The 15074-nt window shown below is 36.0% G+C and carries 14 protein-coding genes; 7 read left to right on the forward strand and 7 right to left on the reverse strand.

Going from position 1 to position 15074, the window contains the following annotated elements:
• Nucleotides 1-101 precede the first annotated feature (101 nt).
• On the forward strand, nucleotides 102-566 hold the full coding sequence (locus ACJJVI_RS06935; RefSeq protein ID WP_405351158.1) for a CYTH domain-containing protein: 465 nt from the start codon (nucleotides 102-104) through the stop codon (nucleotides 564-566).
• Here ACJJVI_RS06935 and ACJJVI_RS06940 read toward each other — a convergent pair whose 3' ends face one another.
• From ACJJVI_RS06940 to ACJJVI_RS06960, 5 genes are all read right to left on the reverse strand, one after another.
• Nucleotides 567-1841, reverse strand: a complete 1275-nt coding sequence (locus tag ACJJVI_RS06940) for an autotransporter domain-containing protein (protein ID WP_036582792.1) — start codon at nucleotides 1839-1841, stop codon at nucleotides 567-569.
• Between the two features lie 88 nt (nucleotides 1842-1929).
• Nucleotides 1930-4269 (reverse strand): penicillin-binding protein 1C, encoded by a 2340-nt coding sequence (gene pbpC, locus ACJJVI_RS06945; RefSeq protein WP_405351160.1) that lies wholly within the window; start codon nucleotides 4267-4269, stop codon nucleotides 1930-1932.
• A 124-nt stretch (nucleotides 4270-4393) separates the two neighbouring features.
• Complete coding sequence (locus ACJJVI_RS06950) at nucleotides 4394-5167, reverse strand: NAD(P)H-binding protein (RefSeq protein ID WP_405351162.1); 774 nt, start codon at nucleotides 5165-5167, stop codon at nucleotides 4394-4396.
• The gene (locus ACJJVI_RS06955) at nucleotides 5160-7565 is read right to left on the reverse strand and encodes a M28 family peptidase (RefSeq protein ID WP_405351164.1); all 2406 of its coding nucleotides are present in this window, start codon (nucleotides 7563-7565) and stop codon (nucleotides 5160-5162) included. Before ACJJVI_RS06955 ends, ACJJVI_RS06950 begins: the two co-directional genes overlap by 8 nt.
• 118 nt (nucleotides 7566-7683) lie before the next feature.
• The gene (locus tag ACJJVI_RS06960) at nucleotides 7684-8040 is read right to left on the reverse strand and encodes a hypothetical protein (RefSeq protein WP_036582785.1); all 357 of its coding nucleotides are present in this window, start codon (nucleotides 8038-8040) and stop codon (nucleotides 7684-7686) included.
• Between the two features lie 171 nt (nucleotides 8041-8211).
• Here ACJJVI_RS06960 and hemH point away from each other — a divergent pair, with 171 nt between their 5' ends.
• The 5 genes from hemH (at nucleotide 8212) to ACJJVI_RS06985 (ending at nucleotide 13229) form a co-directional block, all read left to right on the forward strand.
• On the forward strand, nucleotides 8212-9243 hold the full coding sequence (gene hemH, locus ACJJVI_RS06965) for a ferrochelatase (protein ID WP_405351166.1): 1032 nt from the start codon (nucleotides 8212-8214) through the stop codon (nucleotides 9241-9243).
• A 108-nt stretch (nucleotides 9244-9351) separates the two neighbouring features.
• Nucleotides 9352-10704, forward strand: coding sequence for an MATE family efflux transporter (locus tag ACJJVI_RS06970; RefSeq protein ID WP_405351169.1), 1353 nt, complete (start codon nucleotides 9352-9354; stop codon nucleotides 10702-10704).
• A 121-nt stretch (nucleotides 10705-10825) separates the two neighbouring features.
• Entirely contained in the window at nucleotides 10826-12142 is a 1317-nt protein-coding gene (locus tag ACJJVI_RS06975; RefSeq protein WP_052408374.1) for a hypothetical protein, read from the forward strand.
• A gap of 105 nt (nucleotides 12143-12247) precedes the next feature.
• The gene (locus ACJJVI_RS06980; RefSeq protein WP_348022301.1) at nucleotides 12248-12721 is read left to right on the forward strand and encodes an acyl-CoA thioesterase; all 474 of its coding nucleotides are present in this window, start codon (nucleotides 12248-12250) and stop codon (nucleotides 12719-12721) included.
• Between the two features lie 85 nt (nucleotides 12722-12806).
• On the forward strand, nucleotides 12807-13229 hold the full coding sequence (locus tag ACJJVI_RS06985) for a hypothetical protein (RefSeq protein ID WP_042295317.1): 423 nt from the start codon (nucleotides 12807-12809) through the stop codon (nucleotides 13227-13229).
• Here the strand turns inward: ACJJVI_RS06985 and ACJJVI_RS06990 are convergent.
• Together ACJJVI_RS06990 and ACJJVI_RS06995 are read right to left on the reverse strand one after the other, a co-directional pair.
• The gene (locus ACJJVI_RS06990) at nucleotides 13226-14122 is read right to left on the reverse strand and encodes a DMT family transporter (RefSeq protein WP_317290635.1); all 897 of its coding nucleotides are present in this window, start codon (nucleotides 14120-14122) and stop codon (nucleotides 13226-13228) included. The genes ACJJVI_RS06985 and ACJJVI_RS06990 overlap by 4 nt on opposite strands.
• The gene (locus tag ACJJVI_RS06995; RefSeq protein ID WP_348021939.1) at nucleotides 14122-14475 is read right to left on the reverse strand and encodes an ArsC/Spx/MgsR family protein; all 354 of its coding nucleotides are present in this window, start codon (nucleotides 14473-14475) and stop codon (nucleotides 14122-14124) included. The genes ACJJVI_RS06990 and ACJJVI_RS06995 overlap by 1 nt, the downstream gene beginning before the upstream one ends.
• Nucleotides 14476-14596: 121 nt before the next feature.
• On the opposite strand from ACJJVI_RS06995, the gene ACJJVI_RS07000 reads away from it, so the two are divergent.
• On the forward strand, nucleotides 14597-15061 hold the full coding sequence (locus ACJJVI_RS07000) for a DinB family protein (protein WP_397302798.1): 465 nt from the start codon (nucleotides 14597-14599) through the stop codon (nucleotides 15059-15061).
• The last annotated feature ends 13 nt before the right edge of the window (nucleotides 15062-15074 follow it).

Below are 15074 nucleotides of genomic sequence, written 5' to 3' on the forward strand. Positions count from 1 at the left end.
TTTTTACTTAAACTTAAACTTAAACCCTGAAATTCCAATCATAATGATCAAATCATATACTTGTAACTAATTACTTATTATTACATTTTCAATAAATAACCATGCTAGAAATAGAACGCAAGTACTTAGTCAAAAATACAGATTTCTTAGAAGAGCTTAAAGGAAAACGCATTACCCAAGGCTATCTTTCTACAGATCCTGCACGTACGGTAAGAGTGCGTATTAAAGGAACTCAAGGTTTTATTACTATAAAAGGAATGTCTACGGACAGCGGTCTCACAAGATATGAATGGGAAAAAGAAATCACCATTGTTGAGGCTGAGGAATTGCTAGAACTTGCATTACCAGGAGTGATAGATAAAACGAGATATGAAATTGTTATAGAAAATCATACTTGGGAAATAGACGTATTTCACGGCGCAAACAACAACCTAGTAGTTGCCGAAATCGAACTAGAAACTGAAGAAGAAACTTTTATTTTACCCAACTGGATCGCGCAAGAAGTTACTGGTGATACTCGTTATTATAATTCTTATTTAAGTGAAAAGCCTTTTAGTGAGTGGTAGTTAAAATTTAATCCCAACACCTACACGCAATACGTTACGCTTTCCGCCTTCAAAACCTAGTTGGAAATCACTTATTTGTCGGGATAGACCTATCCCATAACGTGCCTCGATGAAAAAGTCCTTTGGAAGATCGTATTGAAATCCAAAATCTAATCCAGCGCCAAAATTTCTATCGATTTCTAAACTTTCATTCACTACGATTTGGGCTTTGGGCCCAGCAAAAGCCCAAAAATTCCTTCCTACTTGTCTTTTAAATAAGATAGGAATTTCTAAAAACATGTTTTCATCTGTGAAGGAAAAAGTCGCTTCATTTTGGAGGTTCCATTTGTTACTAATTTTTGTATCTATGAATAAACCTCCATATAATTCGGTGCCTACAAAACCACTTAATCCACCAGTATTAGAATCGATGGCTGTGATATCGGAAAAATTAACTCCCATTTTATAGCCAAATCTACTACTACCTTTAATCTCACTTCGCTCTTTTCTTTCTTGAACTACTTTCTCTTTCTTTTCTTTTTTCTCTCTGTTGCCATTTCCAAATGGGAAAAATGCTAACGAAACACCTGCTTGATGACCATCAAATTCATACTCGCCCGTTTGTGTTTCTCCATTAAAATCATTTGAATACGTATATTCTCCAAAGTAAGCTGGAGCAAAGGAATGACTATAAAACGCTTGAGCTCTTACAGGAAGTGCACCCAGTTTAAAGTTGTAATTGAGACCTAGCAACAATGATGGTCTAAATATTCTGTTGCGCTCTGTAGATTCGTATCTGATTCTATTACTGCTAGCATCTCCATCTACAGAAGTGCCTAGTCCGACATCATTAAAAGATCTGAAGTTAATTTGTGGAGAAACGGCAATGCCAAAGCTATTTTTATCATTGCTTAAAATTTGATATTCAAAAGGAGCTGACAGTATAATATTAAGCTCAGAACCAGATGATGTTCTAGACGTAGAGAATCTGTCTAATCCACTATCTGGGGTGATAACCGTTTCATCTATTATTCTAATCCAATCTATTTCGGCACTTGGAGATAAAGTCCATTTATTTCCTAAGCTAAAATCATATCCTAATCCCAATCTAAAAGTTGCATTCGTCGGAACATAGGTTTCATATCCAGCAACGTTTAAATCTGAAGAGAAACTAAAGTTATCTGCATAACCTACTTTAACATGTAAGTTTTGATACCAATTTGTAGTATCCTCTTGTGCATTTACTGTAATATAAGATAACAGTAATACGGTCAGTGTAATAAGCTTAGTTTTCATTTAAGGTCGTTTAGTTGTATGAAATTAACTCAATTTGAATGAATTTAGTGTGCGTTAATTTTTTATTTAGCCTTTAATTGCCAATACTTTACTTAAACCTTAAACTCATTTTCACATCATTCCCATCCTCATCTACAGCGGTAATTATATGTTTTCCTTGAGCTGCACTGAGTGCTATTTCATGAAAATCTTTAGTGCTCGTTATATAGTCCTCGTCGAGATACCAATAGACTGTTGTATTAGGAATTTTGTGGGCTAGCTCAAAAACGGTCTCGTTTGTTTTTCCTTCTATGTTTTTAGTTAGCGTGATAGTCGTTCCAGCATTAGGTCTTATAAAAGTCATGACATTTTCTACAGGTGATTCACAATCTGCTCGATAGGGTGGAAGTGGTTCATAATCGGGATGTGTTCTACGGTAGTACCATGCCATGACTGGTGGTAAATTAAAATAGGATTTAGTCACCATTTGAGAAACTGTTTCGCAATCTGCGTTTACCTGATAGGATTGTGTAGCATCGAGTTGCACGAGTTTGTGGTATGGGCAAGAATCATAGCGTTCTCCTACGGCAGGAATCCATTGTTTCTCGATCTCACAATCTGGTGTGGCGAGATAACCTGAGTTTTTACAAATATCGATTTCTATCATATCATCATACGGCGGCGCAAACCACTCTTCTTGTGGCAACCTATTGAATAGATCAAAAAGTACTGGAGCGGCACTCTTAATACCGGTCATTTCGGCGCGTCCTTCACCATCTGCATTTCCGGTCCATACGCCTATGACATATCGCGGTGTGACGCCTATCGCCCAGGCATCTCTATTTCCATAGCTGGTTCCTGTTTTCCAAGCCATGTTGTGATTGGGATTAAAAAAGTGCCATATCTCTTCACCTTCGGGTCGGTTGACATTTTTCATGGCTTCAAATGTGTGGTAAATACTTCCTGCACCGTAAATATTAGGTGTTGTTTTTAAGTCCGCTTTCGCGAAAGCGTTTCCATCATCCTCCACATAGTGCAATCCATCCATGACGTTGTGATTGTATTCACTACTCGTTTGAGTGTAGTCTTTTAAAATGGTTGCCATAGATAGATAAGCATGGCTCATGTCCCATAAACTGCTCTCGCCACCACCTATAATCAAACTCAGTCCATAAGTTCCCGCACCACGATTGATGTGTGATTGACCTAAATCTTGCAATTTGTCATAGAATCGAGTAACACCATGATCGCGTAGCATGCGCACCGCAGGTACATTGAGTGATCGCGATAAGGCTTGTGAAGCCGGAACAGCACCGCTATAATTCTTGTCAAAGTTTTGTGTGTTATAACCATTAATAACCGTAGGTATATCTTTTACGAGGCTGTGAGGTAACAGTTCGCCATTATCCAGCATGGTGGCATATAAAAAGGGTTTTAAAACGCTGCCAGTACTACGTGGAGCGGTAATAATATCCACATCTTTCTGGTGCTCTCTGGTAGTAGGAGCATTTCCCACATAAGAAGATACCGATTGGTTTTCAATGTCCAGAACTAACATGGCGAGGTTGTTAATACCGTTTTGCTTCAGAATATGATGATGATTTTGTACAATGCGGTTGACCGTTTCTTGCATTTGATAATCAATCGTGGTTCTGATTTTTTGAGTGCCGTATTGCTTATTTGCTCTATTCAATAAATGAGGTGCCAGTTGCGGTACTCTAAAATCTCGAGTAGGAACAGATTCTGAAACAGCCAGTTCATAATCCATATCATCTATGATGTTTTCCTGTTTTAACTTGAGCAGTAATGCATCTCGTTTTTCTCTAAGCTGACTTTCTCTTTTACCAGGATAAATTAAACCTGGTGCATTAGGCAAAACAGCCAGCGTGGCACTTTCTGCCCAGCTGAGTTCGTGTGGTTTTCTTCCAAAATACCGCCACGACGCCATATCGAGTCCTATCACATTACCACCATAAGGCGCATGAGAAGCATAGAGTTCTAAAATTTGTTCTTTAGATAATCTCAACTCAAGCCTTGTTGCCCAGATAAGCTCTATAAATTTCTCATAGTATTTTCTATCCTTTTTTCGCGCAAGCCTAATCACTTGCTGTGTAATTGTACTACCACCACGCACGACTTTGCCAGCGTTCATGTTTTCTTTAAAAGCCTTAACAATAGAAACTGGATTGAATCCTGGATGCGCATAAAAATGCGCATCTTCATATTGCAACAAACACTTTTTATATTTATAGGGAACACTATCTACCGCGGGAAATCGCCACTGATCATCACTGGCGATATGCGCATCTAACAAACGCCCATCGCTACTTTCTATTACCGTCGAGTACGGAACATCAAATAATTGCTTTGGCAAGAACAACGTATACCACACGAGTAGTATAAAAGCGATGCTTAATTTGAATTTATGTTTGAACAGGAATTTTTTCACTGTTGAAAGCTAAGAATAGTTTTATAATGATTTTATTTTTTGAACAGCTTTGTTACTTTTTTGCATTGCTCCAAAACTTAACCAAATAAATCTACGCTTCATTACTTTTTAAACTTAAATACATCTAATGGTATAAAGACTTCATTTTTTTTCCAACCGATTTACCATTTTCATCAAACTGTGGTGGTTCTAAACCAAATTCTTTGGCTTTTTGAGAATAGTAACTTTTTCTAGATTCATGTGGTTCACTAATTGCGTGAACTATAGAAGTTTTTAATTCTTCAGTTATGAGCTTTTTTACTATATCAATTACATGTTGCCTATGAACAAGATTTATTGGTGCATCTGGATTTGAAACGCCCTTACGACCAGCGAGCATTTTTATAGGATGTCTATCGCCGCCTATTAAACCACATGGTCTTAAAATCGTCGTGTTGGCAAAGAAGTCTTGAACTAGCAACTCTGCTGCATAGATTTTTTTGCCATTACTACTCGTGCTGTTAGGTCTGCTGTTTTCATCATAAACTGGAATGTCTTGCGCATCTTCAAAAACAGAAGTGCTCGATACAAAAATGACATGTTCAACAGTTGCCGTATTTACAAATGTCATGAGCAATTTCATGCGCTGGGCAAAATCACTTTCTGGATTTTTACGCAGTCCAGGCGGAATGTTGATGAATAGCACATCTATATTTCTTAGAAAATCGGCTACATCACCGTAGAGTTTATCTTCTTTTAAATCAAGGATATAACCATCTATTCCAACTTCTTTTAAGTTGGCTAGTTTATCTTTATGACGTACGGTTCCTTTTACGGGAAATCCTTCTGTAACAAGTTGTTTTCCTAACTCTAGACCGAGCCATCCACAACCTAAGATACCGATTGTTTTCTTATTCATTTGACGGTATTGAATCGGTTACTACGGTAGGTCTATTAAGTGTTACATAGCGTTTTCTTAAAATAGCATCGTTAAGAACAAACGGCATACTCATTTGCTCTAACGGTCTAGGTTTTACATCTAGCGCCTTGGTTTTAAGTAAGTCAAATGACGCTGCATAGAACTGGAATTCTGGCTCGACATCAGCTTTAAAAGTAAGTTCTAATTCTAGTGGTTCATTGTTAGTTACATAATAGCTCAACATGCGATTTCCCCATCGATTAGGTAAAGCCTTTTTAGATACTTTGGCCTTATAAACTTCTCTGCCGTTTACTTTTCCGTCTTCAAATACATAAGTCGTATCGCAAAACACTTCTAGACGCTGGATGACAGATTCACTGTAGATTTTCATTTTTACTGTTCTTAAATCTGCGTGTAAACTATCAATTAATGTTTCTACTCTTACAGGAGCTAATTCTTTATAAGGTGCTGTGGCTGCATAGCTGAAACCGGTACTGTATTTTGAATCGATCGTGTTTTTATTAAGCTCGCTGGCTGCTGCCGGCGATTCTCCCAGTTTTGCTTTGGTCCAGTCTGTCAGGACTTCGTCATATGTGGCCCATTGTGCGGTCTGGTCGTCTTGGTTTTGTATGTAGACTAGACTAGTTGATTGTGGTTGTGATGGTGTGAATTCCGCTTTTGCGAAAGCGTATCCCACACAAACTAATGTTGCTATCAATCCTATGAAGGATAGTAGGTCTTTCCTGCGATAATGTCCAATAATAGGAATTAATAAACCAATCAATAGTGTGGTAAGAATAGCGGCTACAAATAAAATTCCCATACCTAGTGCCACTGGAAATGCTTTGACAAACGGTGTGAAAATGAACAAGGCAGGTACCGCGAGAATAACGAGTAAAATGTAACTAGGTCTGCGCTGGTTGATATTGAGCCATACCATAAGCAATCCTGCTATGAGCGGTACTAGAAAGAATCCGGCACCTGGTAAAAATACACCTGGTATTAAACCACCATCACCTACAGGGAATGCTATTAATAAACAAACCAGCCACAAAATAAATAATGGCGCGATACTTAAACTAGCTACATTATCCTTCTTATAATATTTATGATACAAAAAGAAACACAAGGTTGCTGCTGTCATTGCCGCTGCTGCGATAAGCCAATAACCGTTGTATGGAAAACCATGTTGCTGATCGACATAAAAAGAGCCACTTTTAATTCCTACCCAACCATAGTTACTTAATAAATACCCTATGATTAAACAACCTAAAAACGGAACAAATCCTGCCAGAATCTGACCAAAGGAAATGCGTCTTTTTCTAATACCATAAACAATGAGTACTACTAGTAATAAACCGCTACCTATAATTAAAAATGGCAGCCATTTAAATGGAAAACTCACCATTTTAATGATGGGCATAGGGAAATAAACGTAATCATCACCTTCAGGAACTTTGAGCTCATCACTAAGGTCGATGTTTGATAAATGATTCATCAATGGCATTAAATAGGCACCTTGATGAGCTAGTGTATTACGATCTAGGCGTTCATAGTTATCTAATTCTGTATGGTAGTCATAATGATCACCTATGAAGGCAAAATTAAGTCCGTTGATATCGCCATCTTTTCTAAAAACGGTGAGGTCAGTATCATTAGGAATCATTTTATATATACTGTAGGCAAGCGAGTTTGCCACTGGATATTCTACTCCAGCATTTGAAAATTCTTCAATAATCTTGCGGTTACCACCATTAGTTTCTACAAGCATATAACTAGGTCCACCGCTACCACGAGCTTCAAAGTTAAGAACCATCGCAACGTCTTGTGCCCATGGATGTTCATTCACAAAAAGTTCTGCACCGTTAAGCCCTAGTTCTTCAGCATCAGTAATACAAATTATAATGTCATTAAGAGGTTGTTTATTTTGAGCAAGAAACGTGCGCACACCTTCTAAAATGGTAGCGACACCACTAGCAGCATCGCTGGCACCTTTACTAGAATGTGGATCGCTGTCATAGTGACTTAATAATAAAAGAGCTTTACTGTTTTCTTGAGAACCTTTAATACGTGCCAGAATATTTTCTGGATTTGCCAGGTTTCCCCATGGATCCATGGTGTAGCCTTTTTGGGTAGTAACTTGCAATCCCATTGCTTGCAGTTGAGTAACTACATAGTCTCTTACATCATCATGGGCTGCACTACCTACATGGTGAGGCTGTACAGACATCGCCTTAACGTGTTCTAACGCTCTTGCCGTAGACCACTCAGTGGCTGGCAAACTATCTTCTACTGCTGCAGATGGTGTCTGACTATAAAATACATACCATATGATGGCAATAATTGTTAGAAACGATAATGCTGATGATAAATGGGATTTAGGTTTAAAGGATCTCATTTTTTTGAATTTGGTGGTTTGTTGTATCTCACACTTTAAAAAGATAATAGATAAAGATACTTATATGGGTTTTTATTTAATAATGGCTGATACTTAGGTAATGACGATGATATAAAAATCAAGTCTCTCTTTTGACAATTAAATAAGAATCATCATCCATAGGTAAGTAACCTTGATCATAAACAAAGTAATACACCGTACCTTTCTTTGTGGTGTAAATACTGGTAAATAGGGTGAAATCAAAACCGTTTGCTAGTAACTTGTTGCGTGTAGTTTTAGTCTTGTCTTTAGGGTTAAGCTCACTAAGGATTCGCCAGTTTTTACGCAGTCTGTTGTTAATATTGCGCATGAGTGCATTACTGTCTCTGTTGAGTTTATTGTTTGCCACGTTGCGACAATAATCGCTGCAAAAGCGCTTATCTGCACGACCTCTTATCTCTTCATTGCATTCAGGACATTTTCTTTGAGATGTCATAAAAATGGTTTTGTTAAAGGTACTAAATGTTTACAAATGGATAATTGTCAATACTTTTTATCAGTGGTGAATTGAGTTACTATCAATATCCTTTATTTTATTATTACAATTAGGTAATTATCTAAAAGGTATACCGACTATAAAACTTCTATTTTTGCACAAAGCAGTACTATGAAAAAAGGAGTTTTACTGGTAAATCTGGGATCACCAGATAGCCCTAGCCCTAAAGACGTTAAAAAATATCTAGACGAGTTCTTAATGGATGAGCGCGTTATAGATTTACCATATATTTTGAGAGCAATTTTGGTAAAGGGAATTGTTTTAAATACAAGGCCTAAGAAAAGTGCTGAAGCTTATGGAAAGATCTGGTGGGATGAAGGAAGTCCTTTAATTGTACTATCTGAAAGGTTACAAGAAAAAATAGACGAGTTTACCAGTGTGCCTATTTCTTTGGCAATGCGTTATGGTTCTATGTCTATAGAAAGTGGTTTAAAGGAATTGAATGATAAAGGTGTAGATGAGGTATTGATTATTCCTTTATATCCTCAATTTGCGATGGCAACTACAGAGACCATTTTAGTTCTAGCAGAAGAATTACGTCAGGAACATTTTCCTCATATGTCTTTTACTACAATGCCACCTTTCTACAATCATCCAGATTATATAAGAGTGCTTTCTGAGTCTATAAAAGAATCTCTAGAAGGAAAAGATTATGAGCATTTATTATTCTCATATCATGGGGTTCCTAAAAGACATATTAGAAAAAGCGATATCACAAAAAGTCATTGTAAAATGGATGGTAAATGTTGCTCTACACCATCGCCAGCGCATGAATTTTGTTATAGTCATCAATGTAAAGAGGTTACCCGATTAGTAGGTGAGTATCTGGGCATGGAAGACGGCACATATTCTACTAGTTTTCAATCACGATTAGGGTTTGATCCATGGTTAACACCATATACGGATCGAACTATTGAAAAAATGGGATTAGGTGGTACAAAGAATATGGCAATTGTAACACCAGCATTTGTTAGTGATTGTTTAGAAACATTAGAAGAAATCGCTATGGAAGGAGAAGAGATTTTTCATGAGGTAAATGGAGAACAGTTTCATGTGATTCCATGTTTGAACACTAGAGCAGATTGGGTTAAAGTATTATCGCGATGGATTGATGAATGGGCGATGAGTGAAGTAACTGCTTAGATGATTAATCGTGCTTTCGCGAAAGCGTTTTCATTTTTATAATAAGAAATAAACAAAAAAGACCTTTCAAAATAAAGGTCTTTTTTATTTGCTATACTTTTACAATATATGAACCCTAATCAACCTACAAAATCCCAATTACTAGGTACAGATTCTATATCTGCATTATTGATACAGCAAGCATTACCTGCCTCTATAGGTATTTTAGTAATGTCTTTAAATATCTTAGTAGACACAATTTTTGTTGGTAATTGGATAGGTTCTATTGCCATAGCTGCGATAAATGTTGTGTTACCTGTTTCGTTTTTTATAGCCGCTCTAGGGATGGCCATAGGTATAGGTGGTTCAAGTATTATATCTAGGGCTCTAGGAGCAGATAATTATGAGAAAGCTCGCAAAGTATTTGGTAATCAGATAGCGATAACCTTAGTTATTACAATTCTATCTGTTGTATTTGGGCTATGGTTTATGGACTCATTAGTGTTTTCTTTTGGTGGTAAAGGAGCGATATTTGAACCTGCAAAAACTTATTATCGCATTGTACTATATGGAGTTCCCATTCTTGCATTATGTATGATGGGAAATACCGTTATACGTGCAGAAGGTGCACCTACACATGCGATGATTGCCATGTTAATCCCATCAGTAGGGAATTTATTGTTGGACTACATTCTTATTAATAAATTAGAAATGGGAATGGAAGGCGCAGCATGGGCAACAACTTTAAGTTATGGATTGTGTTTTGTTTATGTCGCTTGGTTCTTTGTCTCAGGGAAAAGTGAGTTAGTAGGGACATTAAAAGACTTAATACCTGACTGGTTGATTTTAAAAGAAATAGGTGGATTAGGTTTTGTGACTCTATCTAGACAAGCCATGAGTAGTGTTCTTTATTTAATTTTAAATAATGTGTTGTTTGAATTAGGTGGAGAAGAGAGTGTTTCTGTGTTTGGGATCATCGGTCGTATGATGATGTTTGCGCTGTTTCCTGTTATGGGTATAACACAAGGTTTCTTACCTATTGCAGGTTATAATTATGGAGCACAAAAATGGGAACGTGTGCGAGAAGTGATTTTTACATCTATTAAATTTGCCTGTGGTTTAGGAGTACTCATATTTTTAGGTCTCTTTTTCTTTACTCGTGAAATAGCTAGCATTTTCACAGACAATACCGTGGTCATAGAGGAAACTTCATTTGCATTGAAATTAGTATTTATAGCAGTACCTATAATTTCTATTCAACTTATAGGAGCAGCATATTATCAAGCTATAGGAAAGGTGATACCAGCTTTATTACTTACCCTACTGCGCATGGGGTTTATTTTAATACCGTTGATTTTAATATTGCCTAGTATATATGGTGAATTAGGTGTTTGGATAAGTTTTCCTATTGCTGATGTTCTTTCTACAGTCATTACAGCTTGGTACCTTTGGGTAGCAATGAGAAAGCTTAAGGGCTCATAAAGCTACACGTTATTAGTTATTTACGCTATTCATCGATTAAATATTGATTATAATATTAATTGATGTTAAAAACTGCGTATTGTCAATTTTTCTTACTTTTTTTGCGCCAAATAACTTCCCTATGTTTAGAATTTTGTTTTGCCTAATTATTTGTTCCTCTTTAAGTATTGCTCAAGTAGGAATTCAAACTGATGATCCACAGGCAGCTTTAGATATTGCTTCTTCTGATGCTGGTCTACTAGTGCCTAGAGTTGAATTAATAGACACCACTGATATTACAACAGTTACAAATCCAGATGGTAGTTCTTTAGTAAAATCTACTTTAGTTTACAACACGATAACTAGAAATGATGTGCTGCCGGCATTTTATTATTGGAATGGTGTCGACAAATGGTTAAGATTATTAGTAGCAGATGATAATGAAGATATATGGAAAGCTAATCCTGCAAACGGACGTGTAGAAATAGATAAATTAAGTGATGGAGTTACTGATAGACCTAATAATAACGTATACATCACAGACGAAAGTCAATTGATTATTGATCAGGTAACGACAAATAACGATAATGGTGGTTCTCGTAAAATACAGGTGTATAATGGTGATATAGCATATTATTCTAATATTCCTAATACAGGAACATTTGGGTTTTTAGGACATAAATCACGAGGAGACATCACAACTCCTACCGCTGTATTACCAGGAGATAATGTGGCTGCATTATATGCTTTACCACACAATGGAACTGATTATGTACTTTCTTCGTTTTTCCTACAAGGAGTAGATCCTTCTTGGGATGGTAGCAGCTCTGTTATACCTGGAGATTTCAGGTTTAATACTACTTCACCTGGAATTTTAGGTGAGAAAATGAGAATTACTTATGATGGTAAGGTAGGTATTAATACGACTGCGCCTACTGAAGCTTTAGAGATCCATGGGAATAATGGAAATGGATGGGATGGAGATGTAGACGTTTATAGTCAAGGTGATAATATCACGTCATTTCATATCAGAAGCTCTAGTGGTACAAGAACATCACCTAGAAGGATAAGTTTAAAAACAAATGCCAATATCTTTAATATGGAGGCTCAAGGTTATGATGGTGCTAATTATATCACTGCAAGTGCTATAAAATTAGGAGTTACATCAACTGCTGACACAGGCGTGGATGATATGCCTGGTAGAATAGTTTTTGCCACTACAACTGATGGTACTAGAACATTGAGTGATAGAATGATTATAGATGATAATGGAAATGTTGGAATAGGTAATCTTACTGGGCTTACAGAAAAACTAGAGGTTAACGGTACCATTAAAGCTACTAATATCAATTTCACAGGTATTCCTGATTTTGCTAGTGACGCAGACGCTGCTGCAAATGTATCCCTAGAGGTAGGTGATATTTATAGGATAGGAAATGATCTTAAGATTAAATTATAAGATATTTTTAGATTCGCTTTCGCGAAAGCGAAACAATTAAATTTTCTTCAAACTTGTTTTTTGCTATGCGTGCATATAATATCTTTACCCTAAATAAAGATGGCAATGTATACTAAAGAATTTGACGTGCGCTGGAGTGATCTAGACGCAAACAGACATATGGCAAATAGTGCTTACCAAAACTTCATGAGTCATACACGTATGGCGTTTTTAATTGATAACAATTTTGGGCAGCGAGAAATGGCACATTATGAGACAGGTCCTGTGATTTTTAATGAGAACATTTTCTATTTTAAAGAAATTCACCAAGGAAGACCTATCACAGTGAGTTGTGAGGTGACTGGTATGAGTGAAGATGGTAGCCTTTTTAGTTTCAGACATAACTTTTATGATCATAAAGGACGTAATGTAGCGCGTGGTTTAATGACCGGTGCATGGATGAATTTGAGAGAGCGCAAGATCACATCTCTACATCCAGAATTACATGAGAAGATAAAGCATTTCCCAATGTCAGATGACTTTAAAATACTCAGTAAGTTAGATACTAGAGCACACGGACAATTCCCGAAAGACCGATAAACCTGTTTTCTTATATCAATAAGTTAATATAATTGGTTTTAAAGCAGGTAATTGATTTTCAAATATTTATTTGTTATATTTAAGTATGAATTCAATTAGGGAATCTGTTTTCTATCCAGAGGTGTTAAAAGAAATAAATATGCATTATGGCAATTTTTATTTTTTTGACGGTTTTATTGTTTCTGAAGTTTTTAAAAATGTAGTTTTTGGATGGGAAGAAGCTAAGCCTATAGTAAACGCAGCAACATCCTTTTATAATACAGATGGTAGCAAACTAGTTTATATTTCAAATAGAATAAATAAATACTCTGTTAAACCAGTAGATTGGTTCCATTTTGCAAATTACTCTTTTAAATTAATGGGATATGGAGTTGTAAATTATACAGATCCAGGTTTAATTAATTCTAAATTAGAATCCTTATTTGTAAAATCTAAATTCAAGTCCTTTACTAGTCTAATGGATGCTTTACAATGGGCAGCAGCATTAAAGAATTCAGTAAATAGTTAACCTGCTTTTTTAGGAATACTAGTTATAAATACTCCTGTAAAAATAAGTCCACCAGCAACTAATTTATATCCAGTAATCTCATCTTTATCCAATCCTATAGCTATTAAAGTCGCTAGTAATGGTTGTAGATATACAAATACAGCAACAACACTAGGTTTAAGCGTCCTTATTGCTATAATATTAAGCATATAAGTCCCGAAAGTAGCAAAAAGCACCACATATCCTATATATAATAAGGTGTCTGTATTTGCTGTGCTAAAATCAAAAGCTAAACCTTCCATCATACCAAAAGGTGTTATGAATATGACACCAAATAGATATAACCATTTCATTAAAGTAAAAACATTATATCGCGTGGTCAGTTTCTTTGCCAAGATGATATAAAATGAATAAGAAATTGCATTAATAAATACCAAAAAATTACCCAAAGTTGGATTTGTAGCATTCTCACTACCACTGCTGTTAGATAATAGAATTAATAATGCAGCACCACTGAAACCTATTAGAATACCTAATATACGACTTGCATATAGTCGTTCTTTTAAGAAAACAGCACTTAATACTAATACGATTATAGGAGTAGTTACCATAAGCACTGATGCGCTTATAGGAGAGGTAAGTGATAAGCCTTTCATAAAGGTTATCATGTTAAAACCTACCCCACAAAAGGCAGCAAGAGCAAGTAGAGGTAATTCTTTAAGAGGTACTTTTTCCTTAGGTCCTACTATGGTTGCTATTATCCAAAAAATGACACAGGTAACCACAACTCTATACCAAACAAGACCAAAAGGCCCTACAAATTCTGGTGTTACTTCTTTTGCAGCGGTAAAATTAAATGCATAAAAAAGCGCTACTAAAAAGCCACATATTATGGCGACCGACCTTTTGCTCATTATGAAATAGCCTCTTTAGCTGCAGCAACTACTTTCTTAGAATTACCTATATAAGCTTGGTTATTATATATAAGAATCGGTCTTTTTAAGAATGTATAATGATCCAGTAAAAGGTTTTTATAATCGTCTTCTGTTAAATCTTTTTCATGAAGACCGCGACCTCTGTACAATTGCGCTCTTCTGTTAAAAAGTGCTTCATAAGAGCCTGCTTGCTCTTTTAGAAATTCAACCTGCTCTATAGTTGCAGGTTCTTTTTTTGTGTTTTGTAAAGCGATGTCGTCAGTAAGTTCTAACTCACCTTTAATGCGTTGACAAGTATTACAGCTATCTAGATAAATGAATAGATTTTTCATATAGCAAAATTACGATAGCTTTTTTGATAAGGAATATCTTTAGCCTTAATATTAATTAATTTGCCTGTTTCGCTTTCGCGAAAGCGGAATAAAATCAACTGTAATTAAAATACAAAATCATATGAATCACTTATTTGAACATAATCTAACCACTAGAAAGATCTTTCTAAGCCTTATAGACCAGCTTACCGTAGATGAATTAAATCTGATTCCAGAAGGTTTTAGAAATAATATCATCTGGAATATTGTGCACAGCATCACAGCGCAACAAGGTCTGGTTTACGGACTGTCAGGTCTAGAAAAATCTGTAACCAAAGAATTAGCAGATAAATACGGTAACGGGACGACTCCAGATAGTAAGGTAAGTAAAGAACAGATAGAAGAGTATAAAATCATGCTAGTGGACCTTGTCGAAAAAACTAAAGTAGACTATGAAAACGGTGTTTTTAAAGAGTTTAAAGAATATACAACCAGTACTGGTTACACAATGCGCAATGTAGAAGAGGCATTGAGCATGAATAATATTCACGAAGGCATACATCTAGGTTATGCTCTTGCTATTAGAAAGGCGATTAAAAGTAATTAAATAAATTTTAAAA

The organism is Nonlabens sp. Asnod3-H03 (genome assembly GCF_045063665.1).
GTDB classification, from domain to species: Bacteria; Bacteroidota; Bacteroidia; order Flavobacteriales; family Flavobacteriaceae; genus Nonlabens; species Nonlabens ulvanivorans.